Here is a 24,423-nt window from a genome sequence, read left to right on the forward strand (position 1 = left end):
GATGTTCAAGCAGTTCTTGTGTCACGCTCCCGTGAGTCGGGCAAGTGCATCGTCCATGGCCTTGGCCGGCAGCTCGATCAGGCGCGGCGCCTCGGTGAAGAGCAGCGCCGCCGTCACCTCTCGCCCCGGATAGAGCGGCTGAAGCAGCGCCCGGTAGAGCGCAAGCTGCAGCACATAGGCAGGCGGCACTTCCGTCAGGTCTTTGGGCGCCGGCCGGTTGGTCTTGTAGTCGACGATCGACACCTTTTCCGGGGTGACGGCCAGCCGGTCGATCTTGCCGGAGATGGAACGCAGCCTGCCCTTCACCTCGAGGCTGCCCATGATCGCGACCTCGGCGCGTGACGACGGCGAGAACAGTGCGCCGAAGCGGCCGTCGGACAGGATCGCAAGCACGGCGTCCAGCGCCCTGTCGCGCTCGTCCGCCGGCCAATCGGCACCAGCGCGCGTCAGGTAGAGCTCGGCCGCGTCCCGCCTTTCCCCTTCGGCGATGCCGGGCAGCATCTGCAGCAATTTGTGCAGGGCCAGGCCGCGCACCACCGCGAAGCCGGGCTCGGCGGCGGCATCGAGCACCGGCGAGCGCGTGTCGGGCGCAGCGTCTTTCGCTTCCTCGATCAGCGCCGAGGCGCCGGAAGGCGAAAGCGGCCGCGGCAGCTCCTCATAGGGCGGCAGCGGCCGGAACAGGGTTTCAGGCAGCGGCGCCGTGTGCTCGAACGGGCCGGTCTCGTCGACGCCGGTCAGCGCCACCGGCGGCAATTTGGTCATGTGGAAGCGATGCACGGCAACGTCCGCCGTCGCCGGATGCCGCCGCTCCGAACTTTCAGGCGCACCCAGCAGCGCCCGGCTGACAATCGAATGCCAGGTGCCGGTGCTGGGCTGGCGCTTGCCGTGATAGCCGCAGACGATCAGCCGGTCCTCCGCGCGTGTCATGCCGACATAGAGCAGCCGCCGGTACTCGTCGTCCGCCAGTTCGCGCGCTCGGATTGAGGCCGCCTTCGAGACGCCGTTGGCGACATCGCTGGCCGAGCGCCACAGATAGCCCTTGCCCTTCCATTGTGTCCCCGAGCTCTCGAACGGCATCAGCCGCGGCAGATGCTGGTCGCTGAACGGCGCCGAGCCGCCATCGACCAGGAAAACGACAGGGGCTTCGAGGCCCTTGGCGGCGTGCACGGTCATGACCCGCACCTCGTCGCGCGTCTGGTCCATCTCGCGCTTGATCTCGGGACCGGCATTTTCCAGCGTCGACAGGAAGGATTCCAGCCCCGGCAGGCCGGTCCGCTCCTCGGCCAGGCAGAAGCTGAGGAATTCGTCGAGGATGTCGCCGGCTTCGGGTCCCAGCCGCGCCGTCATCTTGCGGCGCAGCCCGTCGCGCGCCAGCGCCGCGGCGTAGAATTCGAACACCGGCTTGAACGCCACCTCGGTCGCCCAGCCATCGAGCCGGCTAACGACAGCAGCCAGGGCAATATCTTCGGCCGCATGCTGACGCAGCGAGGCAAGCAGCGACTGGCCTTTCGGCCTCCCGCCGGCAAGCGCCAGCAACGTCTCCTCGGAGACCTCGAAGATCGGACTGCGCAGCACCGCGGCCAAAGACAGATCGTCTTCCGGCTGGATCAGGAAATGTCCAAGCGCGATCAGGTCCTGCACGGCGATGTGGCCGGGCAGGCTCAGCCGGTCGGCGCCTGCGACTGGGATCTGCCGGTTCTTCAGGCTGCGCGACAGCGCATGAACGAAGCGGTCGCGCTTGCGCACCAGCACCAGGATATCGCCGGCGGCGAGCTTCCTGCCCTTGCCTTCGATCACCTCGCCATTTCGCAGCCAGGTCTGGATCGTCGTGGCCACATGCTCGGCGACGCGCACTGCGGGCGCGCTGGCGTGGTTGACCGGCAAGGTCCAGTCATCCGGCTCCTCGACCATCTCGGCGCCGATCGAAGGCCACACCTCGACATAGCCCGGCGCGTCGTTGCGGATCGCCTTGTGGCTCAAAGGGTCTGGATCGTGGCTGATGCCGCGCCGCACCTCCGGTTCGGCGAAGACGCGGTCGACCGCGGCCAGCACGTCGTCGCTCGACCGGAACGACCAGGTGAGCTTGAGATTGGCGAAAGCGGCTTCGGCGTCGCGCACACGGCCCGCAAACAACAGCCGGCTTTCGGCGAAGGAGTCCGGCGCTGCTCCCTGAAAGGAATAGATCGACTGCTTCTCGTCGCCCACGGCAAAGATCGTGCGCGTGACCGCCTCGCGCTGGCCGAGCCCGGCGAAGAACTCTTCCGTCAGCTTCTTCACCACCTCCCATTGGTCCGGGCTGGTGTCCTGCGCCTCGTCGAGCAGGATATGATCGATGCCCTGGTCGAGCTTGAACTGCACCCATGGCCCAGCATCGGGCCGTGACAAGAGGCTGACGGTGCGGGTGATGAGGTCGTTGAAGTCGAGGAAGCCCCGCCCGCGCTTCAGCTGCTCGTAGCGCGTGATCAGCCAGCCGGCGACCGTGAGCGCCGCCGCCGTCCCTTCCAGCATGCGGAACAGTGCCAGCCGGTCGGTTACGTCGAGGATCGCCTTGGCCGCGGCGAGGTAGCGATCGGCCAGGTCCGGCAGACGGTCGACCAGCGCCTTCTTGAAGATCTTGGGCGGTTCGTAAGGATCGCCGTCGGCCTTGAGAAAGGCCTTTGCCAGGAGCCGCAGCCGGCGGATCGGGTCGGCTTCGGCGAATGCGCCTCGCGCGTAAGGGACGACATTGTTCAGCACCTGCCGGGCGTCGGCGGCTTCGGCGGCCTGCGCGAATTCGGCGAACTGGCCGGGGGCGAAGCCAGGCAGCGGCCAGAGCGAAGCGGCGATGCCCTCGGCCGTCTGTCCGGATCTGAAGCCGAATTCGGCGAACAGCGGGCGGAAGTCCCGGTCCCTGCCGAGCTTGGCGATGAAATCGCGCAGCTCGTCGCGCTTGCCGACGATTTCGGCAAGCAGCGTATCGAGCCCGAACTCGCCGCCACGGTCCAGCACGGTGGCAAAGGCTTCCGCCAGCCCCTCGACGCCGGCGCCCGCGCCTGAGATCATGTCACGGCGGGCCTCGCCAAACAGCGAGGCCTCCATCTGCGGATCGAGCATCTCGAAATGCGCCGGGATGTTGGCTTCGAGCGGGAACTGGTGCAGCACCGATTCGCAGAAGGCGTGGATGGTCTGGATCTTCAGCCCGCCCGGCGTCTCGAGCGCCTCGGCGAACAGCCGGCGCGCGCGCCGCATCATGTCACGGTCGGCGCCGCGGCCGTCCAGCGCCGCGATCCTGGCCGCCAGCTCCGCATCGGGCAGGGCTGTCCATTCCGAAAGGGTCGAGAACACGCGGTTCGACATGTTGGCGGCGGCCGCACGCGTATAGGTGAGGCACAGGATCTTCGACGGATCGGTGCCGTTGAGCAAGAGCCTAATCACGCGCTGCGCCAAGACATGCGTCTTGCCCGAGCCGGCATTGGCCGACACCCAGGCGGAATAGGCGGGGTCTGAAGCGCGCGCCTGGCTGGCGGCGGTATCGGAGGGGATCGGATATTTCATCCTTCCGCCTCGTCTTCGCTGGCGCCGCCGGCCGACCATTCCAGCACACGCGCCAGATGATCGTAGTCGCCGTCGGCTTCGCCTTCGCGGAACGGCAGCGCGCGCGACAGATAGCCGGTGGTCGGATCGGCATAATGGAAAAGCAGCCGCTCCAGCCGCGCCCAGGCTTCCTCGGACAGGTCATTGGCGGTGCGCGGCTTGCGGTTATATTCGAGGATCGATTCTTCGAATACCTCGCCATTCGGCTTCAGCCGCACGAAGGCAAGCTGCGACGGTTCGCGGATGCCCAGCTCCCTGAAAGCGCCGCGCCTGAGCAACGCGCCTTCCAAAGCCAACTGCGGCGACAGCAGCGTGTGTGCCTGCGCTTTCGAAGGCGAGGAGCCGGTCTTGTAGTCGAGAATGTCGGCCATGCCGCCGGCCAGCAGGTCGACGCGGTCGGCATAGCCGGACAACGTCACGCCGGTGCGACCCACCACCGTCTTCTCGGCGCGCTCCTCGGCATAGCGCCTCGTGACCGCATCGGCGCGGGTATGTTCCCACTCGATGATGTTTTCGGCCAGCTTTTCGAAACGCGGCCACCAGATGGCTTCGATATCCGGCGGAAGCCTTGCCTCGGCAAAGCAGAGACGGCCGGCTTCGATGAGGCTGGCCAGGGCGTTCGGCGCTCTTGGATCCTCGATCCGCCGCGAGAACAAATGCAGGATCTCGTGAAACAGCGTGCCGCGTTCGGCCGCGCCCGGATCGCGGATCAGCGGCTCGAGCGGCATCAGGCCGAGGATGCGCCGCGCATAGACCGCATAGGGGTCGCGGCGCAAAGTCTCGATCTCGGTGACCGAGAAATGCTGCGGACGCATGCTGAGCGGCGGCTTCGGCTGCGGGCGAGGGGCAAAATCCTTCTTCTCGCCGGCATCGAGCGCGCGCGCCCAGGCAAGCAGCGCGTCGCCGCGCCCGCGAAGCGCTGCCGCCGGTTCCTTGCCGATGAAGGTCAGGATGCGCTGCAGCCAGCGCGACGGCACCGCCGGCGCGTCACCCGAGCGCGCTGACCGTGTCAGCACCACTTCCGCCGCGCCCATCGCCATCTGGAAATCATGCGCGGCAAGGCCGATGCGCCGCTCCGGCGGTTCGAGGTCGATGCCTGTCTTCATCAGCCGCGACATGAAGCGGTCGCTCTCGGGCTTGCGCGGCCACACGCCTTCATTGAGCCCGCCGATGACCAGCGTGTCGACATTCTGCAATCGGGCTTCCAGCGCGCCCCAGATGGCGATATTGCGGTCGGTGCCTTGCGCCGGCTTCACCGTCTCGGGCGCGATCAGCGCCTCCATCACGTCCGGCCACTCCGAAGCGGCGAAGGTAAAGGGCGAGGACGCCGCCACCAGTCCGCGCAGCAGTTCGGCGAGCTTTTCGCCGGCGTCGCCGGCATAGAGCTCGGCCAGGCTGCCGTCCGCCGCGCGGCCCAGATCCTCCAGCGCGACGACGCTCGCGCTGGTCAACGTGGCGATGTCGGCGTCCTTCTCATCGCGCATCGCAATGAGCGGCGAAAGCGCTTTGGTAAGGCGGCTAAGCATGCCGTGCGCCTGCTCGATGCCGCGCACGGTAAGACGCGAAAACCAGAAGGGCTGGCGGATATCACCGCTCAGCTCCGCCAGCCGAGTCTCGAAAAGCGCGCCGAGCGATGCGACATCGGGCCGGCCGGTGCCGCCGCGCAGCGCCACCAACTCGACGAGTTCGGCCGCCTTGCGCACGTTTCGGCGTTCGAGGCCGAGCCCAAGCAGCGGATGCTTGAGCAAGGCAAGCAGGCCGACCGGATCGCCGGGCCGGAACGCGGCGCTCAGCGCCAGCCTGAGCAGGCTGGCCGCCGGCGTGTTGATGAGCGGCGCGCCGCCGGAATCGTCGGCAACGACGCCGAAACGCAGAAGTTCCGCCGAAACCCGCCGCGCCAGCGCGCGGTCGCCGGTAACGAGCGCCGCGCGTTTGCCCGGAGCCTCCACGGCGCGCTTCAGCGCGATGGCGATAGCCGCCGCCTCGTCGCGTTCATTCGCCGCCTCCACCAGCGTCACGCCGGCAAGCGCCTGTTCGACATCGTCTGTCGTGAAGCGCGGCCGTGTCTCGGTCCAATATTCGGTGGTTTCGGCCGGCCGCAGCGCCTCGCCGACAAGGGCCGCACGCAAGGCCAGCGGCGGCGGCGCGGCGATCACGTCCTCTAGATCGCGGCGCGGAATGCCGATGCCGCCGATCAGCTTGGCGAGGCCGTATTGCGGGTGGCCGAGCGTTGCCGGATGCGCGCCGGGCACCGTGATCGCCGCGAAGGATGCATCGTCCATCTCGCGATCGAGCCCGGGCAGCACGACGGCCCCGTTGGGCAGGCCGGCGATCACGGCAAGCAGTTCCGCCGTGGCGGGAATGGAGCCGGTCGAACCGGCGGCGATCACCGGCCCGGCCGGCGGATTGCGCTTCAGCCGCGCCGCTTCCAGGCGGATCAGCGCGCTGCGATGCGCGGCGGGGTTGGAGCGGTTGCGCTCCTTGAGCAATTCCGGCCAATTGTCGGTGACGATGCCGAGGAAATCGAGCGTCACCTGCCACCAGCCGGCAAGGTTGCCGGTGACCAGCGTCGCGAGCTTTGCCCAGTCCGTGCCTTCGGTCTCGATCTCGTCCATCAGCCGGGCAAGGTCGCGCGCCAGCCAGATGGCGTCCGCGGCCGAGGTCGGCACGACGAATTCCTCGTTGAACCGGGTTCTGACATGGTCCGGCAGGCTTTCCTTCCAGGCGCGCACCAGCGGCGCCAGCAACAACAGCCGCTCCTGCGCGGCGATCGGTGGCGCGAGGTCTATCGCCGGCGCCGCCTCGGCGTCGAAGGCCGCCTCGTCTTCGTCGAATTCGCCGAGCGGCCGCACCGTCGGCAGGATGGCTGATCGTTTTCCGAGAATCTCCACGAAGGCGCCGCGCAGTGCCCGCGCGGCGCGGCGTGTCGGCACATAGATGGTGACGTCGGCCAGCGCCAGCGGCTCGCCGTCGAAGCGGAAGCCGGGGATCAGTCGCCCGTCGAGCAACGCTCCGGCCAGCGTCGACAGGAACGGCGCTCCGGGCGGGATGGAAAAGACGCGGCGCGCGCCGCTCATACCGCTTTCGCGAGCGCGCCGGCAACCGCCGCCTCGGCGGCGGGAATGGCGTCCGGCGTGCCGACGGTGATCCAGCGTCCATGCATTCTCATGCCGAACAGGCGCCCGGCGGCGATCGCCTTGTCGAAATAGACATTGAGCGAATGCGAGCCGGTGGGCGCGTCCTTGAAGATGCGCGGATGGACGATGGCGGCGCCGGCATAGATCAGGCCCGCCGGGTTGCCTTTCGAGCGCGTGAGCGCGCCGTCGGATGCAACCAGGAAATCGGTGCCGACGCAGTGCCCGGTGGCTGAGTCGAGATCGGTGAGCATCAGCAGAATATCCATTCTGGCGGCGTCCCATGCAAGGGCAAGACGCTCGAGGCTGGGCTCGCCTTTGTCGATCCAGAACGTATCGGCGTTGATGATGTAGAAAGGCGCAGTGCCCAGAAGCGGCAGCGCCTTGACGATGCCGCCCGCCGATTCCAGCAGCGCCTCGCGCTCGTCGGAAATGACGATCTTCGGTGCACGCCTATGGGCGACATGGGCGACGATCTGCTCGGGCAAATAGTGCACGTTGACGACGGCCTTGGCGATTCCGGCGGCTTCCAGGCTGTCCAGCCCCCAGTCGAGCAGGGTCTTGCCGGCGATCTTCACCAGCGGCTTCGGCATCGTGTCGGTGATCGGCCGCATGCGTTTGCCGAGTCCGGCCGCCAGCACCATCGCGGTCGTGGGCTTCATGCGACCCGTTCCTCGAGCAGGCCGTGGGCCATGTAGAATTCCTTCAGGCTGGCAAGCGCCGGATGCGCCAGCGCCCGCCTCAGATAGTCGCGGATGCGCGGCAGGTGCTTCAGATAGTAAGGCTTGCCGTCGCGCTTTTCGAGCCGCACGAAGATGCCGAGGATCTTCGAATTGCGCTGCGCGGCCATGATCGCATAGGCCTCGGCGAAACCGGCCTGGTCGAAAGCGCCGGCGTTGCGCCTGGCCTCGACATAGGCGGCGACCGTCCGCCGCTCGATCTCCGGCGGGACAGTGACACGCGCATCCATGGCTAGAGAGGCGACGTCATAGGCCGCCGGCCCGATCAGCGCGTCCTGGACGTCGACGATGCCGAGCCGGTCGAGGCCGTAACGCTCCGCGCGCCAGATGATGTTGGGCGAATGGAAATCGCGCAGCATCAGCGTGTATTCGCTGCCAGCGAGGCGGTCGAGTAGCGCGTTCCACACCCGGTGATAGCCGGCCCGCAATTCGTCGTTAGCCGGTTCGCCCGTGATCCAAGGCACGTACCAGTCGACCAAAAGGTCGGCCTCGATCAGCATGGCTTCCCGATCGAAGGGCGGCACGTCGTGGACCACGCCGGGCGCCGCTTCCATCCGCGTGGGCCAGGCCTTGCCATGCATCATGGCAAGCAGCTCCGCCGCCGCCTCGTAACGTTCGGCGATAGGCTGGCCGTCGCCGCTCAAGAAACCTTCCGAACCGAGATGTTCGAGGAGCAGAAAACCCTGGTCGAGGTCCTGGGCGTGGATCACCGGCACGCTGACGCCGGCCGCGAGCAACGCCCGGTCGATGGCGACGAAGGCGCTGACAGATTGCGCGGTATGGGCGATCACCGCATAGGGCTTGCCATCGCGCACCGGCGGCCCGAGCACGAGGCGCGGCGAGTTCATCAGCACGCGCGGCGCTTGGCCAGGCAACGAGACGATCTCGTAGGAGCGGGGGGAGGCGTCGCCGACGAAATGGCGGCGGCTGGCGTCGCCCCAGCCGGCTGTGGCCAGGAAATCGCGCATGGCCAGCGACCGCGCTGCGCGATCATAGGCCGGTCCCTGTCCGGACAATCGCGCCACGCGGCCTTCGCCATATTCGGCAAGCTCGACCCACAGCGCGTTTGCCGGCAGGCGGTCTCCGGCCCGTTCAGGCCATTCGATGAGCGCCGCGCCTTGACCGAGCGCGTCCTCGAGGCCGAGCTCGTCGATCTCGTCCGGCGCGGAGAGGCGGTAGAGGTCGAAATGATGCACCGGAACGCGCGTCTCGTAGCTCTGCACCAGCGTGAAGGTCGGGCTCGGCACTTCGAGGCTGTTATCATCGGCAAGCGCCCGGATCAGCGCGCGGGCCAGCGTCGATTTGCCGGCGCCGAGATCGCCTTTGAGCGCGATCGCATCGCCGGCGCGCAATGCCATGGCGAGGTCCTCGCCAAGCCTTGCCGTTGCCGCCTCGTCGGCGAGAAAACGCTCCAGCACCATCCCTGTCATATAGGCCGCGCTACTCGGCCGCGTCACGGATGCCGGCCGGCGTATCCGGGATTCCGGAAGGCTTGTCCGGGAAGGTGCAGATCACCGTCGTGCCCTTGTCCCGGCCGGTCTCGATGCGCACGGTTCCGCCATGCAGTTCGACGAAGCTCTTGACGATCGACAGTCCGAGCCCCGCGCCGCGCCTCCGCCCGCCATTGGCGCGCGGCTCGAAGCGGCGGAAGACCGATTCCAGCACATCCGGCGGCATGCCCGGGCCATCGTCATGCACCGAGAACTCGACGCCGTCGGCCAGCCGGCGGCAGGTGAGCCGGATCGTGCTCGCCTCCGGCGCGTAGTTCGCCGCGTTGCTGAGCAGATTGTAGAGGATCTGGCGAATGCGGGTCTCGTCGCCATGGAAGCTCGCCGGCGCCTCCGCTGCGTCGATCTCGAGCTTGATTTGATGCTCGTCCAGCCGGTCGGCGACTAGCTCGGCGGCCGCGGCGATCGTCCGGTCGATATTCATCTCGGAGATGTCGAGCTGCATGATGCCGGCATCGACGGTCGCCAGGTCGAGGATATCGTTGACGATGGTGAGCAGCACCGATGACGACGAGCCGACATGCTCGACATATTCGCGCTGCTTCGGCGTCAGCGGCCCTGTCGCGGGCAGCGACAAAAGCTCGGTGAAGCCGATGATGTTGGTCAGCGGCGAGCGCAGCTCATAGGACACGTGCTGCACGAATTCGTTCTTCAGCTGGTCGGACTTCTCCAGCGCCTCGTTCCTGTCCTTCAGCGCCCGTTCGACATTGACGGTGTCGGTGACGTCGACGAAGGTGATCATCACCTGGCCATTGGGCAGGTGGATCACCGCGTAGCGCAGCACGTTGCCGTTCATCAGCTCGATCTGGCCGCGGCGGTCGCGGCGCTCGTCGTCGAAGCCGGTGACCGCGGCGACGAAGCCGCCCCACGGGCTGTTCGCGGCCCGCTGGTCGCACAGGTCGCGGATCGCCGAAACATGGATGTTCGGCTTGACCGCTTCCACGGTCAGTCCCCACAGCGCGACGAAGGCCGGATTGGACAGCCGCAGCCGCCCGTCCGGACCGAACACCACCACGCCCTCGGCGAGGTTGTCCAGCGTCTCGCCCTGTACCCGCACGGCGGTCTGGTAGCGGCTTTCGAGGTCCATCTTCTCGGTCAGGTTCTCGAACACCCAGGTGACGCCGCCTTTCGGCTGCGGGTTGGCCACCACGCGGATCGTCTTGCCATCCGGCAGATGCCACCAGTGCTCCTGCGATTCGACGGCGCGGTAGGCGCTGAGCAGGTTTTCCTTCCAGCGCCGCCATTCCGGCTGCTCGGCGATCCTGCCTTCGCTGCGCAGCCGGTCGAGCAGCAGCGTGTTGGAAGGAGCGCTGAGCAGGAAGCCCGAGTCGAGACCCCAGAGCTTCTGGAAGGCCTGGTTGAAGAAGCGTAGCTTTTCCTCGGTGTCGAAGATCGCCACCGCGGTGTTCAGCTGGTCGAGCGTGTCGGCATGGCTGCGCACGGTCCGTTCATATTCGGCGCGGATCGTCTCGGCGGCGCTGGTGTCGCAGGCAAGCCCCGCCGAGCCGTCGGCACCGGCGAAATCGGTGACCGCGAACATGCGTCGGTCGCCTTCGATCACCGTGGAAAGCGTCTGTTCGAATACCGGGCGTGTCTTGTGCTGCTCGGCAATCTGCTCGCGCGCCTGGCCACCAAGGAATTCCTTGGCGTCGCGCACGGCCGCGGCCGGGCTTTCGGCCTCCACCGCTTCGGCATAGGCGCGGTTGACCCATTGCAATCGCCCGTCCGCCCCGCGCAGCCATGTCGGCATCTTCAACGCGTCGAGCAGGCCGATCAGGGTGTCGTAGTCGGCGCTGAGCCGCTGGTTCTCGATCTTCAGCCTGGCCTGGTTGCGCAGCGTCTCCGACAGCGACACGAAGCGCAACAGCACATGCGCCGCGCTCTTGCGGCCATGCACTTCCAGCGGCCCGCCGGCCTGCGTTTCTATGATGAGGTCGAAGGCCTTCCCCTGTTCGCGCAGCGCCGCGACCGCGTGCTCCAGCGCCGCCGCCGAACGCGGCATCAGCCAGCGGCCAAAGGCAAGGAAGGCGGACCTGTCGTCGGGCGCGCCGCTGTCCAGCGGCAGGCTGCCGATGAGCTCGGGTTTCTTGTTGTCCGTGGCCCAGACGACAACGCGCTGGTCGCGCAGGTTGAGCAGCGCCTCGGAACGCTGCAGCGCCGCGTTGACGTCCGCGATGCGGGCCCTGAGCTGGACATTCTGCGAAGCGGTGCGCGTGCGCTCGCGGATCAGGAAGATGGCCGAGACAAGTGCTGCGCCCATGACGCCGACGAACATGGCGAGCTGCATGACCTCGACGGTGTCGACCGGCGCCGCGGCCTTTCCCGGAAGACCTGTCTCGGCATGGGCGGCAAAAGCCAGCAGCGGGCCGGCAAGCGCGGAGGTGGCAAGAAGCGAGCCCAGCCGCAGGCGGGCACGAAAACCGCCGCCGCTCGCGGCGGGGCCGGCCTTGTTCGAATCCTCATGGCCGCCGGAAACGGCCGTTCCCGCGCGTGGCGGGTAATCCCCCGGCATGTCTTGGTCCTCTTCGCCGCTTGAATGCAAGACCGCCCTGAATGCGTCCCCGGCCCAAAATGTCCCCGGACCGCGAATCACAACAATAACGCCTGCCGGAATCGGCGTGAAGAATCATTGGCGCAAAAAATAAAGCCGGGCGGAAAGTCAACCACCCGGCTTCAATATCTGGTAGATAATTTCGCTTTGGTTAATAGCGATAGTGTTCCGGCTTGTACGGGCCCTGCGGCGTCACGCCGATATAGGCGGCCTGCTCGCTGGACAGCTCGGTCAGCTTGGCGCCGAGCTTGTCGAGATGCAGCCGCGCCACCTTCTCGTCGAGGTGCTTGGGCAGCACATAGACCTGGTTCTGGTACTGGCCGTGCTTGGTGAAGAGCTCGATCTGCGCCAGCACCTGATTGGTGAACGAGGCCGACATGACGAAGCTCGGATGCCCGGTGGCGTTGCCGAGGTTGAGCAGGCGTCCTTCCGACAGAAGGATCATCCGCTTGCCGTCTGGGAAGGTGATGAGATCGACCTGCGGCTTGACGTTGGTCCATTGCAGATTGCGCAGCGACGCCACCTGGATCTCGTTGTCGAAGTGGCCGATATTGCCGACGATCACCATGTCCTTCATCGCCCGCATATGGTCGAGCGTGACGACATCCTTGTTGCCGGTGGTGGTGATGACGATGTCGGCGGTGGGAGCGGCGTCTTCCAGCGTCACCACCTCATAGCCGTCCATCGCCGCCTGCAGCGCGCAGATCGGGTCGACCTCGGTGACCTTGACGCGGGCGCCGGCGCCGCGCAGCGACGCCGACGAGCCCTTGCCGACGTCGCCATAGCCGCAGACCACCGCGACCTTGCCGGCCATCATCGTGTCGGTGCCGCGGCGGATGCCGTCGACGAGCGATTCCTTGCAGCCATATTTGTTGTCGAATTTCGACTTGGTGACGGAATCGTTGACGTTGATCGCCGGGAAGGGCAGCAGGCCCTTCTTCTGCAGCTGGTAGAGGCGGTTGACGCCGGTGGTGGTCTCCTCGGTGACGCCGCGGATCGCGTCCCGCTGCTTGGTGAAGAAGCCGGGCGAGGCCTTCAGGCGCTTCTTGATCTGGGCGAACAGGATCTCTTCCTCTTCGCTGCCGGGATTGGACAGCACATCCTCGCCGGCCTCGGCGCGCGCGCCGAGCAGGATGTACATGGTGGCGTCGCCGCCATCGTCCAGGATCATGTTGGAGGTGCCGCCATCGGCCCACTGGAAGATGCGGTCGGTGTAGTTCCAGTAATCCTCCAGCGACTCGCCCTTGACGGCGAAGACCGGGATGCCGGCCTCGGCGATCGCGGCGGCCGCATGGTCCTGCGTCGAGAAGATGTTGCAGGAGGCCCAGCGGATGTCGGCGCCCAGCGCCTTCAGCGTTTCGATCAGCACCGCCGTCTGGATGGTCATGTGCAGCGAGCCGGTGATGCGCGCGCCCTTCAGCGGCTGCTTGGCGCCGAACTCCTCGCGGCAGGCCATCAGGCCCGGCATTTCGGTTTCGGCGATCTCGATCTCCTTGCGGCCCCAGCCGGCAAGCGAGATATCGGCGACCACATAGTCCTTGCTACCCGTCATGGCAGTGCTCCGGTGTGATTTTTTCTCAAAGGCGCGCCGGCGCCGGGAAGCGCGAGCAGGGCGCGATTGCCGGCTTGACTAGCAGATCGGTCGCCGGACGACAATGGGACATAAAGAAATCTTTATGCGCGCATGTCTTTAGTGGCGCGGTGCATGTCGCCCATAAGTGTGTTGCGGTTTGGGACAACGACATGCACCAAAAACAAAAAGATCAGATTTCCTCGCCGAAACGCGAGGCGACCAACTGCTCCAGCGCGTCCATGGCCGGCACCGCCTCCGGGCCGCTGGCGATGACGCGGATCGAATAGCCCGGGCTCGCCGCCAGCATCATCAGGCCCATGATCGAGGTGCCGCCGACCTTCACGCCGTCCTTCTCGACATGGATGGTGGCGTCGAAGCCGCTGGCGACCTGGACGAACTTGGCTGAAGCGCGCGCATGCAGGCCGCGCTGATTGATGATCGGGAACTCCCGCACAACCTCGTCCGTCTGCGGCGCCGATGCGTTCATTTGCTGCTCAGGAGCTGGCTGGCGACGTTGATGTATTTGCGGCCCGCCGCCTGCGCTTCGTCGAGCGCGGCGGCCATGTTGTCGCCCTTGCGGATCGAGGAGAGCTTGATCAGCATCGGCAGGTTCATGCCGGCGATGACCTCGATGCGGCCGGATTCCATCACCGAGATGGCGAGGTTGGATGGTGTGCCGCCGAACATGTCGGTGAGCACGATGACGCCGGCGCCGGTGTCGACGCGCGCCACCGCGTCGACGATGTCGGCCCGGCGCTGCTCCATGTCGTCGTCGGCGCCGATCGCCACGGTTTCGAAATTGTCCTGCGGCCCGACGACATGCTCCACGGCATGCCGGAACTCGGTGGCGAGTTGACCGTGCGTCACGAGCACGAGTCCGATCATTCTCTGGTGGCTCCCGTCATCGCCGCTTCACAGGCGTATCTTATGTTCGCCGGCCATTCCAGGCGGCGGGAGCGCTATCTTGTCGACGCACGGCCGGTTGACAAGCCCAAAATTGCGGCGGCCCGGACCATTTTGACGCATCGCAGCAAAAAACCCCGGGGCGGATCATGAAAAAGGCTGGATCGACAGCCGCGCCATCAGCATGGGCAGCGCGGCGGTGACATTCTGCCGGGCGACGTCGATGCGGGGCAGCCTGCAGCCGGCGATCGTCTCTGCGGCTTGGTCCTGCAGGCGCGCCATATCGGCCGGTTCGACAAGCCGAACCACCAGATCGATCACGGCGGCCGGCTCGAAGGCCAGCGGCCGCGGCCCGATGCCGTGCACCTCGCAGAGTCCGGCGATGCTTGCCGGCGCGCGGCACACCAGCCGGCCGCCGTGAGCAGTCGCAAACAACTGGTCGTCGCCGACCAGCCGGGAAAACAGGCCGCGGGTGCGGCAATGATCGATAAGCGTCAGCGCCAGCGTCGTCTTGCCGGAGCCGGACGGCCCGGTGACCAGCACGCCATGCTCGCCGATCAGGAGGGCCGTCCCATGCATGTTGCGGGGCTTCGTGGCGGTGTCCGGCATATTCGGTTCGGCGGTTAGCCTTCCGCGGGCAGCGTCACCACGAAGCGCGCGCCCTTGATCTCGCCGGGCTTGGTGCCGGGGATGTTCTCGGCCGTCAGGGTGCCGCCATGCGCCTCGACGATCTGGCGGCTGATCGACAGGCCGAGGCCGGAGTTCTGGCCGAATGCCTCGCCGGCCGGTCGGTCGGTGTAGAAGCGTTCGAAGATGCGGTCGATGTTCTCCACCCGGATGCCCGGGCCGTTATCGTCGACGGTGACGATGTTGAACTTGCCGGCGCGAGCCAGTGAAATCGCGATATGCCCATGCTCGTCGGGCACGAAGGAGCGCGCGTTCTCGATCAGGTTGGTGATGACCTGACCGATCCTGAGGTCATGGCCGACAACGAAGAAGCCTTTGGCGCCGGGCGGCAGCTTTGCCACCTTGAACTCGATCTCGACCGCCTTCTTGTTTCGCGTGGTCTCGCGCGACACGGCGACGAGGTCGGTGATGAACTTCTTCAAATCGACGGTGGCGGCGTCCTCGCGCGCCAACTCGGCGTCGAGGCGGGAGGCGTCGGAGATGTCGGTGATCAGCCGGTCGAGCCGCTTCACATCGTGCTGGATGATCTCCATCAGACGCGCGCGAGACGTGTCGTTTTTCGCCAAAGGCAGCGTCTCGACCGCGCTGCGCAGCGAGGTCAGCGGGTTCTTGAGCTCGTGCGAGACGTCGGCGGCGAAGCTTTCGATCGCCTCGATCCTCGCGTACAGCGCATTCGTCATGTCGCGCACGGCAATGGACAAATTGCCGATCTCGTCCTGACGGTCGGAAAAATCGGGGATTTCCTCGCGGCTCTTGACGCCGCGCCGCACCCTGACGGCGGCGGCGGAAAGCCGGCGCAGCGGGTTGGCGATGGTGGACGCCAGAAGCAAGGACAGGATCGCGGTGACGAGAGCCGCCACCCCGAACACGCGCAGGATCGCCTTGCGCTCAGCCGCGACGATCTTGTCAATGTCGCCGCCTTCGGTGGACAGCATCAGCACGCCGAGCACGGCACGGAAACGCTGGATCGGCACCGCGACGGAGACGATCTGCTCGCCCTGCTCGCTGACCCGCACGATGGTCGAGGGGCTGCCGGTCAGCGCCTTGACCACCTCGGGGAAGGCCGCGCCGTTGCCGCCGGGCTGCTCGTGATAGACCGGCAGGTCCTTGTTGCGGAAGAAGTCGAAGATGAATTTCTCGACCCGTTCCAGAAGGTCCGGCTGCTCGTCCTCGACCGGAGGCAGGTCGTAGCGGAGGATCTGGCCGCGCGAATAGAGATGACGCGAATCGAGCAGCAGATTGGCGTCGCGGTCATAGATGCGGGCGCGGGTGCGGGTCGGCGAGATAAGGCGCCTGAGCACCGGCGCGACGCGTTCCGGATTGATCGGGAAATCGAGATTGTCGAGCTGGTCGGAACCCGGTCCAAGGCTCTCGCCGGCCTGAAGCTCCAGTAGCTTTTCCGGGTCGATGCTGATCGAGTCGGTCTCGACGGTCGCCGAGGCCGCGATCGCGCCGGCGATGATCTCGCCCTGCGTCATCAAACTTTCGACGCGCGCGTCGATCAGCCCGTCGCGGAAGGTGTTGAGATAGAGGATGCCGGTGACCAGCACGGCGAGGCCGGCCATGTTGAGGAACAGGATGCGCCGCGTCAGGCTGGAGAAGATGTGGTGGCCGAGAAACCGGCGCATCGGCACCGTGAATTTCGACACGAAGGCGGGCACGATCCGCGGCGGACGCTTCGCCGCGCCCGCCCGTCTGCCTCGCTCTACTTCCACTGCCATCGAATAGCAGGCCCTGCTTAATTAGTGAGTAGGCAGTAGGCGGTAGGGAATTGAGAGATGGCTGGCTGATCGTGGCTATGCATGAGTGGCCGCTCGCACCATTCAAAAACTGACTGCCGACTATTCCCTATTGCCTACTCACTACTGCCCATTTATGCCTCTCGGAATCGGTATCCGACTCCGTAAAGGGTTTCGATCATCTCGAAGTCGTCGTCGACGGCCTTGAACTTCTTGCGCAGCCGCTTGATGTGGCTGTCGATGGTGCGGTCGTCGACATAGACCTGCTCATCATAGGCCGAATCCATCAGCGCATCACGGCTTTTTACCACGCCGGGGCGCTGCGCCAGCGAATGCAGGATGAGGAACTCGGTCACCGTCAGCGTTACCGGCTCGCCTTTCCAGGTGCAGGTGTGCCGTTCCTGGTCCATCACCAACTGGCCGCGTTCGAGCGAGCGGGCCTGCTGGCTGGGCGCCTTGGCGGCTGCCTCGCGGGCGCTGGTGCGGCGCAGCACCGCGCGCACCCGCTCGACCAGCAGGCGCTGCGAGAACGGTTTGCGGATGAAGTCGTCGGCGCCCATCTTGAGGCCGAACAATTCGTCGATCTCGTCGTCCTTCGACGTCAGGAAGATCACCGGCAGGTCCGATTTCTGCCGCATCCGGCGCAACAGCTCCATGCCGTCCATGCGCGGCATCTTGATGTCGAGGATGGCGAGGTTCGGCGGCCGCGCCGCCAGCCCTTCCAGCGCCGACGCGCCATCGGTGTAGGTTTCGACCCGATACCCCTCGGATTCGAGCGCGATCGACACCGAGGTCAGAATGTTGCGGTCGTCGTCGACAAGCGCGATTGTTGCCATTTCAAGCGGCTCCCTCATGAGCTGTCCCTTCTGTCGTCGAGAAGGGGCTTTTGCAGGACAAATTGGGTACAAAATGTGGCACTGGCCCTGTCCGAAGTCACGGGCGGCTTGCCGCTATACACGATCGCGCCCGTATTGGGATTGGACGAACCAAGCCTGCCAATCCTTTGGGCAACCTCCGTGGTTTTTGCACATATAAACGATTTAAACAACTTTCAAATTTTTTAAATCGATTAATGATTTGATATCATTCGGCTTTTCTGGTTCTGAACTTGGCAGCCCCCGTGCGGGCTTCGGGAAACCTCCCGTCGCATGCGGCCAAATCCAGAGAGGAAATTTGATGTCGGAAGCCGGCAAACGCAACCCCGACTGCGCCATCGACGCGATCAGCCTGAAGACCACGGGCATGGTGCGCTACAATTTCGGCGCGGCCGCGCTCTATGAGGAAGCGATCCGGCGCGGCGAAGCGAGGTTGACCGCGCAAGGCGCGCTGGTTGCAGAGACCGGCCAGCACACCGGCCGCTCGCCGAAGGACAAGTTCGTCGTGCGCGACGAGGCGACCGGCCCGCATGTCTGGTGGGACAACAACAAGGCAATGTCGCCAGGTGAGTTCGAAACGCTGTTTGCCGATTTCAAGGCTCATGCAGCCGGCAAGGACCTCTACGTCCAGGACCTGGTCGGCGGCGCCGAGGCTGACCTCAAGCTGCCGACCCGGGTCGTCACCGAATTCGCCTGGCATTCGCTGTTCATCCGCAATCTCCTGATCCGTCCCGAAGAAGCGGAGCTCGAGCGTTTCGTGCCGCAGATGACGATCATCGACCTGCCCTCCTTCCGCGCCGATCCGGCGCGTCACGGCACCCGCACGGAAACGGTGATCGCGGTCGATCTCACCCGCCAGATCGTGCTGATCGGCGGCACCTCCTATGCCGGCGAGATGAAGAAGTCGGTCTTCACCATGCTGAACTATCTGCTGCCGGCAAAGGGCGTGATGCCGATGCACTGCTCGGCCAATGAGGGGCCGGACGGCGACGCGGCGGTGTTCTTCGGCCTGTCCGGCACCGGCAAGACGACCCTGTCGGCGGATCCGTCGCGCACGCTGATCGGCGATGACGAGCACGGCTGGGGTCCGCACGGCATCTTCAATTTCGAGGGCGGCTGCTACGCCAAGACGATCAGGCTGTCAGCCGAGGCCGAGCCTGAGATCTTCGCCACCACTCAGCGCTTCGGCACTGTGTTGGAAAATGTCGTGCTCGACGCCGGCCGCGTTCCGGATTTCAACGATGGCAGCCTCACCGAGAACACGCGCTGCGCCTATCCGCTGGACTTCATCCCCAACGCCTCGAAGACGGGCCGCGCCGGCCACCCGAAGAACATCATCATGCTGACGGCGGACGCCTTCGGCATCATGCCGCCGATCGCAAAACTGACCCCGGCGCAGGCCATGTACCACTTCCTGTCTGGCTACACCGCCAAGGTCGCCGGCACGGAAAAGGGTGTCACCGAGCCGGAGGCAACCTTCTCGACCTGTTTCGGCGCCCCGTTCATGCCGCGTCATCCGTCTGAATACGGCAATCTGCTGCGCGAGTTGATCGCCAGCCACGGCGTCGATTGCTGGCTGGTCAATACCGGCTGGACCGGGGGCGCCTACGGCACCGGCCGCCGTATGCCGATCAAGGTGACGCGCGCCTTGCTGGGCGCCGCGCTCGACGGTTCGTTGAAGTCGGCCGAGTTCCGCACCGACGCCAATTTCGGCTTCGAGGTGCCGGTCGCCGTTCCGGGTGTCGACGGCGCCATTCTCGACCCGCGCTCGACCTGGACGGACAAGGCCGGTTACGACCGCCAGGCCGCGAAACTGGTCAACATGTTCGCGACCAATTTCGAGAAGTTCGAATGCCACGTCGACGCCACCATCCTCGGCGCCGCGCCGCGCCTGCAGGAAGCGGCGGAATAATCGCTGCCTCCAGCGTCTTCACCTCCAGAGCCTGGCTCACGCCGGGCTTTTCTTTTTGCGGCCGTCGCGCCATGACTGCGGGCATGGCAACTGACGACGACATCATCATCACCGGTGAAGCGGTCATTCGTGCGGGCGACCTGCATGAGGATTTCATCCGTTCCTCCGGTCCGGGCGGCCAGAACGTCAATAAGGTGGCGACCGCCGTGCAGCTGCGGTTCGACGCGGCAAACGCGTCCGGCCTGTCCGAGCGCGTGCGCGAGCGTGCCCTCAAGCTTGCCGGCCAGCGCGCCACCAAGGACGGCGTCATCGTCATCGAGGCCGGCCGCTTTCGCACCCAGGAGCAGAACCGCGCCGATGCGCGGGCGCGGCTGACGGCATTGATCGCCAAGGCGGCGGAACCGCCGCCGCCGCCCCGCAAGAAGACCAGGCCGCCCAAAGGCGCCGTGGAGCGCCGCCTGAAGAGCAAGGCGGGCCGGTCGACGGTGAAGAAGCTGCGCGGCCGCGTCGACAGCGACTGAGAACAGCATAGCGGAACGCGAGCGGCCGCTTTCGGGTCGCGGAGCTGTTCCTTCGGTGGCATGCTCTCCGGCCAATTGATCGGATCGACCCAATGCTCGTGCTCCCCAAAGGCGTCCGTCACATGCCGGGTTACCTCCCGCGCCCGGCCCAGGAAGCGCTGGTCGAGGAGATCAGGCGCGTCGTGCAGGCGGCACCGCTCTACGTGCCGGTCATGCCGCGCACCGGCAAGGAGATGAGCGTGCGCATGACCAACTGCGGCGCGCTTGGCTGGGTGACCGACAAGGAGCGCGGCTATCGCTATCAGCCCACGCATCCAGTGACGGGCGAGCCCTGGCCGCCGATCCCGGAAGCCTTGCTGCAATTGTGGCGCGAGGTCTCGGCCTATCCGCACCCGCCCGAGGCCTGCCTCGTCAACTTCTATGCGGCGGATGCCAAGATGGGCCTGCATCAGGATCGCGACGAGCAGGATTTCGCCGCGCCCGTGGTGTCGATCTCGCTCGGTGACGACTGCGTGTTTCGGGTCGGCCAGGACAGGCGCGAAGGCGGCACGAAGTCGTTCAGGCTGAAGAGCGGCGACGTCGTCGTGCTCGGCGGCGAAGGGCGCCTCGCCTTCCACGGCGTCGACCGCATCTACCCCGCGACGTCGGCGCTGCTGAAGAATGGCGGCCGCATCAATCTGACGCTGCGGCGGGTGACGGTGCCTGGCTGACCATTTTTGGGCAACGCGATCTTAAGGACACAAGGGCTATAAACACGGTTGCGAAACCGAGGTCGCCATGCAACCGGACTGGATCAGGACCAGAAGCCTCTTGGACGTGGCCATAGTCACGGTCGTGTCGATCATCGCCCTGTGGATGACCGAATTCTACCTGAGCATGTTGTGGAATCTCGACCACCGAGGGTTTTCCGAGCTTTCGCACAGGCTCCCCTACTGGGACTTCACCAATCTCTGGGCTGGTTCCCGCATGGCCATCGACGGCCATGTTGCTACCCTTTTCGACGTGGATGCCTACCGCGCGGCGCTGCGCGCCATGTTCTCGCCCGATCTTCCCAATCAGGAATGGAGCTATCCGCCGAACATCCTCCTGCTCGGCGTTCCGCTTGCCACCTTGCCGATCCTGCCTGCCTATCTGATTTGGACGGTCGGGACCGTGCTGTGTCTGTGGTTGGCGATACGGCCGCTGAAGCTCGGGACGGCCCTGGAACTAGCCATCGTCTTCAGTCCGGCCGTTATCTGGAACTCGGTGTTCGGCCAGAACGGCGCGTTGACCACCGCCTTGCTGATCGGAGGCCTCGCCGTGGCACCCAGGCGTCCGCTGCTGGCCGGGGTCCTGTTCGGCCTGCTGACGATCAAGCCGCATCTCGGCATTCTCGTGCCCTTCTGCCTGCTCGCCAGCAGCAATTGGCGCGCCATTCTCGCGGCCCTCGGCACCAGCGTCGTGATCGCCGTCGCCACCGGCCTGTTCTTCGGCTTCGATGTCTGGCGCCTGTTCCTGACTGAAACCCGTCCGCTGATGACGGCGATCATGGAGGCGCCTTACCCGCAACCTTATCAGTATAACGCGATAACGGTGTTCTTCACGGCGAGAGCCGTCGGCCTTGGGCTGACCGCCGCCTATGGGGTGCAGGCGGTCGCGACCGTCGCGTCCATCGCCGCGGCGATCTGGCTGTGGTGGCCGGGGCGCGCGGTTTCGCATCAGGAACGCGTGGTGCTTACCGCCGTCCTTGCGATCCTGGCCACGCCCTACGGCTACACTTACGACACGATCAGTGCGGCCCTAGCGGTCGCGATGCTCGCCGCGACGGCTTCGAGACCGCCTCGGCTGATATTGGCGATTTGCTGGCTCGGGCCTTTCGTCGTGCATTTTTTGACCTGGGGCGGATATTGCGTCGCTGTCCTGATCCCGCTGTTTCTTGCCGCGTGGATGCTGCACTCGATATGGGCGAGAGGCCGGAAGGCTGAAATCCCTGGGGAGCCGTCGCTGGCCGAAACAGTTCCGCGAAAGATCCGCAGCATTTCCGTCCGGAAGCGTCCAAAGCCTGCGGTTGGGGCTTAAGGCGCTGTGTCCATCTTGACGCTCACACGACGTCGCGGGAAGTCAGGCATAAAACCCGCGTCGCGCAAGCCCACGACAAGGAGCGCGAACAGGACAATCGTCGCGAGCGGAATTTTCAGCAGTCCAAACTGGATCATCACCAGTGGCAGCAGCATTGCGAAGGTCAAAATAGTCGTCCGCGCCTTGCCATCGGATGGTGGCGGATATCTCGATACCATGAGCCCCAACGCGCCGGCGAGCAGACCGAGATCGTAGCTCAGCGCATAGGGCGTGACAATAAATGTGGCGATCAAAAGGAGTGTGTCTCGGTCGCGCGCATCGCGAACACGAAAGAACGCCGTGGCCACCGCCAGCGCGGTGGGCAGGGCTACCGCGAGATGCAGCGTCAGCGCCAAATCCGGACCGAAGTTCCAGTTGCGAAGCGCGCCATAGACGGACGGCATCATCGCCAGGAACAAACCCTCGAGCACCCTCATGACCGCATTCTGATACGGCAGGACATTTTGGACGTAGCCGCGCCACGAATCGGCTCCGAAGACGGCGGCCGAGGCCGCCACCAGCAATAGCGTGGATATAATCGCGCTGGCGATCACGCTCCAGCGCCGCTCGGCCACCAGGAGGAAAGGAAACAACAGGCCGAGTTGCGGCTTGACTGTCAGTAGCCCGAGCAGCACGCCGGCAATGACGGGTCTCTTTTCGCGCAGCGCCAGCGCGCCGAGCGCCAGGGCCGCGCAGAGATAGCCGTTCTGGGCAGCCCAGAAGTTGAGAACCATGAAGGGCATTGCGGCGACCCACGCAGCGAGGCTCCCCTCGCCGATGAAAGTCCGATAGGCAAGAAGGAAGGCGGCGCCCGTCGTTGTCAGAAAGAGCAACTGGGCGGTTTCGTAGTCGAACAATCCGATCGGCCAGATGAGGAAGAGGAAATGCGGCGGATAGCTCCAATTGTGCCAAGGATATCCGCTGCCGAAGGTCCCTTGAAGGTGGTCGAAATAGATATTCCAGGGGCCAAACAGGTCCTGCACCCTGCCGGAAAGCAGCAGGGTGGACGCCATCCAGTAGTTAGCGAAATCCTTGTCGGCAAGGCGGGGATCGATGCCCGGCGTAAGGATTGCAACCAAAGTCGAGCAAATCAGGATCGTAGCCACGACGGACGCGGCTGCGAGCACAAGCAGATATGGCTTCGGCAGTGCCAGCAACCCTTGCATGAAACCTTGCCCATTGCCTGGCCGGTTTCTTGCAGGAATCTCTTAAGAAATCCGAAAACCGGCCGACTCACAGGGCTCAAAGCTTCCTTAACGCCACTTCCTCGACGAGATGGTTGGCGCCCTTGCGCAGGATGAGGTCGGCCCGCGCCCTGGTCGGTAGGATGTTCTCGCGCAGGTTCTTCAGGTTGATGTTGGCCCACAGCCCCTCGGCGATGGCCCGCGCGGCATCCTGGGAAAGCTGCGAATAGCGGTGGAAGAAGGAGTCCGGATTGCGGAAGGCGGTTTCGCGCAGCCGCATGAAACGCTGGATGTACCATTGATGGATCAGCTTCTCGTCGGCATCGATATAGATGGCGAAGTCGAAGAAGTCGGACAGGAACGGCACGATCTTGCCATCCTTCGGCAATTTGCCCGGCTGCAGGACGTTGATCCCTTCGAAGATCAGGATATCCGGCCGGTCGATGGTGACGAACTCGCCCGGAATGACGTCATAGGTCAGGTGCGAATAGACCGGCGCCCGGACGCTGCCTTGCGCCGATTTGATGCCGGACAGGAACCTGAGCAGCGCGCCGACGTCGTAGCTCTCCGGGAAACCCTTGCGCTCCATCAGGTTCTCGCGGCGCAGGATCTCGTTTGGCAAGAGGAAGCCGTCGGTGGTGATGAGATCGACCTTCGGGCTCGACGGCCAGCGCGCCAGGAGTTCCTTCAACACACGCGCCGTGGTCGACTTGCCGACCGCGACCGAGCCCGCAATGCCGATGATGAAAGGCGTCTTGATGACGTCCTGCGCCTTGAAGAAGGCCTGGCGCTGCCGAAACAGCAACTGGCTTGCCTCGACATGGGCCGAGAGCAGCCGCGACAACGAGAGGTAGATACGCTTGACCTCTTCGAGGTCGACCGGGTCGTTGAGCGAGCGCAGCCGGTCGATCTCGTCTCCGGTGAGCGTCAGCGGCGTGTCGGCCCGGAACTGCGACCATTGCTCGGCGGAGAAGAATCGAAAGGGGGAATACTTCTCGGTCGGAGCAAGCTGGTCCATCGGGTTTCCTGCCCTCCTAGAGCATGATGCCGAAAAGTGCGAAGCGGTTTTCGGGCGACACCATGCGCTCCCGTCTCTATTAACCCTTTGATCGGGACGCCTTTTCGGCGATGCCCGAGCGGCCAGTGCGGCCCTCGAGCTCCTTCAGCACGTCGTCCAGCGGAATGCCCGCTATGCCGAGAACGACCAGCCAATGATACAGAAGATCGGCACTTTCCGAAACGAGAGCCTGGCGGTCGCCGCGGATGGCGGCGATCACCGCTTCCACAGCCTCCTCGCCGAGCTTCTGGGCCGCCTTGTCCATGCCCTTGGCGAACAGCTTCGCCGTCCACGATTCGGGGTCGCCGGAATGGGCGCGTTGGTGGATGATCGTTTCCAGCTCGGCGAGCGAAAATTGAGCCATAGCAG

General features: G+C 65.3%; 18 protein-coding genes. 4 read left to right on the plus strand and 14 right to left on the minus strand.

The features are described 5' to 3' along the window. Positions 1 to 21 precede the first annotated feature (21 nt). The 11 genes from addA to ACVMIM_RS04920 all read right to left on the minus strand — a co-directional run bounded on the left by addA (position 22) and on the right by ACVMIM_RS04920 (position 17,244). The gene (gene addA / locus ACVMIM_RS04870; RefSeq protein ID WP_476110807.1) at positions 22 to 3,534 is read right to left on the minus strand and encodes a double-strand break repair helicase AddA; all 3,513 of its coding nucleotides are present in this window, start codon (positions 3,532 to 3,534) and stop codon (positions 22 to 24) included. Further along, complete coding sequence (gene addB / locus ACVMIM_RS04875) at positions 3,531 to 6,650, minus strand: double-strand break repair protein AddB (RefSeq protein ID WP_476110808.1); 3,120 nt, start codon at positions 6,648 to 6,650, stop codon at positions 3,531 to 3,533. Before addB ends, addA begins: the two co-directional genes overlap by 4 nt. Next, a complete protein-coding gene (locus ACVMIM_RS04880) occupies positions 6,647 to 7,369 on the minus strand; it encodes a nucleotidyltransferase family protein (protein ID WP_278051167.1) in 723 nt (240 codons plus the stop codon). Before ACVMIM_RS04880 ends, addB begins: the two co-directional genes overlap by 4 nt. Beyond that, the gene (gene tsaE / locus ACVMIM_RS04885; RefSeq protein ID WP_476117099.1) at positions 7,366 to 8,877 is read right to left on the minus strand and encodes a tRNA (adenosine(37)-N6)-threonylcarbamoyltransferase complex ATPase subunit type 1 TsaE; all 1,512 of its coding nucleotides are present in this window, start codon (positions 8,875 to 8,877) and stop codon (positions 7,366 to 7,368) included. Before tsaE ends, ACVMIM_RS04880 begins: the two co-directional genes overlap by 4 nt. Positions 8,878 to 8,887: 10 nt before the next feature. Further along, positions 8,888 to 11,467, minus strand: a complete 2,580-nt coding sequence (locus ACVMIM_RS04890) for a sensor histidine kinase (RefSeq protein WP_476110810.1) — start codon at positions 11,465 to 11,467, stop codon at positions 8,888 to 8,890. Between the two features lie 190 nt (positions 11,468 to 11,657). Further along, entirely contained in the window at positions 11,658 to 13,058 is a 1,401-nt protein-coding gene (gene ahcY, locus ACVMIM_RS04895) for an adenosylhomocysteinase (RefSeq protein WP_476110812.1), read from the minus strand. A gap of 211 nt (positions 13,059 to 13,269) precedes the next feature. Next, positions 13,270 to 13,566, minus strand: a complete 297-nt coding sequence (locus tag ACVMIM_RS04900; RefSeq protein WP_041000039.1) for an HPr family phosphocarrier protein — start codon at positions 13,564 to 13,566, stop codon at positions 13,270 to 13,272. Then, positions 13,563 to 13,964 carry a PTS sugar transporter subunit IIA gene (locus ACVMIM_RS04905; RefSeq protein WP_041000038.1) on the minus strand — a complete coding sequence of 134 codons (402 nt, stop codon included), beginning with the start codon at positions 13,962 to 13,964 and terminating at the stop codon, positions 13,563 to 13,565. Before ACVMIM_RS04905 ends, ACVMIM_RS04900 begins: the two co-directional genes overlap by 4 nt. Positions 13,965 to 14,129: 165 nt before the next feature. Continuing rightward, the gene (locus ACVMIM_RS04910) at positions 14,130 to 14,591 is read right to left on the minus strand and encodes an HPr kinase/phosphorylase (RefSeq protein WP_476110814.1); all 462 of its coding nucleotides are present in this window, start codon (positions 14,589 to 14,591) and stop codon (positions 14,130 to 14,132) included. Positions 14,592 to 14,605: 14 nt separating this feature from the next. Beyond that, positions 14,606 to 16,390 carry a stimulus-sensing domain-containing protein gene (locus ACVMIM_RS04915; RefSeq protein ID WP_476110816.1) on the minus strand — a complete coding sequence of 595 codons (1,785 nt, stop codon included), beginning with the start codon at positions 16,388 to 16,390 and terminating at the stop codon, positions 14,606 to 14,608. A gap of 152 nt (positions 16,391 to 16,542) precedes the next feature. Next, a complete protein-coding gene (locus ACVMIM_RS04920; protein ID WP_006201274.1) occupies positions 16,543 to 17,244 on the minus strand; it encodes a response regulator transcription factor in 702 nt (233 codons plus the stop codon). A 340-nt stretch (positions 17,245 to 17,584) separates the two neighbouring features. Here ACVMIM_RS04920 and ACVMIM_RS04925 point away from each other — a divergent pair, with 340 nt between their 5' ends. From ACVMIM_RS04925 to ACVMIM_RS04940, 4 genes are all read left to right on the plus strand, one after another. Next, complete coding sequence (locus tag ACVMIM_RS04925) at positions 17,585 to 19,195, plus strand: phosphoenolpyruvate carboxykinase (RefSeq protein ID WP_476110817.1); 1,611 nt, start codon at positions 17,585 to 17,587, stop codon at positions 19,193 to 19,195. Positions 19,196 to 19,278: 83 nt separating this feature from the next. Continuing rightward, positions 19,279 to 19,716: an alternative ribosome rescue aminoacyl-tRNA hydrolase ArfB gene (gene arfB, locus ACVMIM_RS04930; RefSeq protein ID WP_476110818.1), complete on the plus strand. Its 438-nt coding sequence runs from the start codon at positions 19,279 to 19,281 to the stop codon at positions 19,714 to 19,716. A gap of 92 nt (positions 19,717 to 19,808) precedes the next feature. Beyond that, positions 19,809 to 20,426: an alpha-ketoglutarate-dependent dioxygenase AlkB family protein gene (locus tag ACVMIM_RS04935; RefSeq protein WP_476110819.1), complete on the plus strand. Its 618-nt coding sequence runs from the start codon at positions 19,809 to 19,811 to the stop codon at positions 20,424 to 20,426. Between the two features lie 106 nt (positions 20,427 to 20,532). Then, the gene (locus ACVMIM_RS04940) at positions 20,533 to 21,774 is read left to right on the plus strand and encodes a glycosyltransferase family 87 protein (RefSeq protein ID WP_476110821.1); all 1,242 of its coding nucleotides are present in this window, start codon (positions 20,533 to 20,535) and stop codon (positions 21,772 to 21,774) included. Here the strand turns inward: ACVMIM_RS04940 and ACVMIM_RS04945 are convergent. From ACVMIM_RS04945 to ACVMIM_RS04955, 3 genes are all read right to left on the minus strand, one after another. After that, positions 21,771 to 22,979, minus strand: coding sequence for a glycosyltransferase family 87 protein (locus ACVMIM_RS04945; protein ID WP_476110823.1), 1,209 nt, complete (start codon positions 22,977 to 22,979; stop codon positions 21,771 to 21,773). The genes ACVMIM_RS04940 and ACVMIM_RS04945 overlap by 4 nt on opposite strands. Before the next feature lie 76 nt (positions 22,980 to 23,055). Continuing rightward, positions 23,056 to 24,015: a type I pantothenate kinase gene (coaA, locus tag ACVMIM_RS04950; RefSeq protein WP_476110824.1), complete on the minus strand. Its 960-nt coding sequence runs from the start codon at positions 24,013 to 24,015 to the stop codon at positions 23,056 to 23,058. 79 nt (positions 24,016 to 24,094) lie between these two features. After that, on the minus strand, positions 24,095 to 24,418 hold the full coding sequence (locus ACVMIM_RS04955) for a phosphoribosyl-ATP diphosphatase (protein WP_476110825.1): 324 nt from the start codon (positions 24,416 to 24,418) through the stop codon (positions 24,095 to 24,097). Between the last annotated feature and the right edge of the window lie 5 nt (positions 24,419 to 24,423).

Source organism: Mesorhizobium sp. USDA 4413 (genome assembly GCF_056280365.1).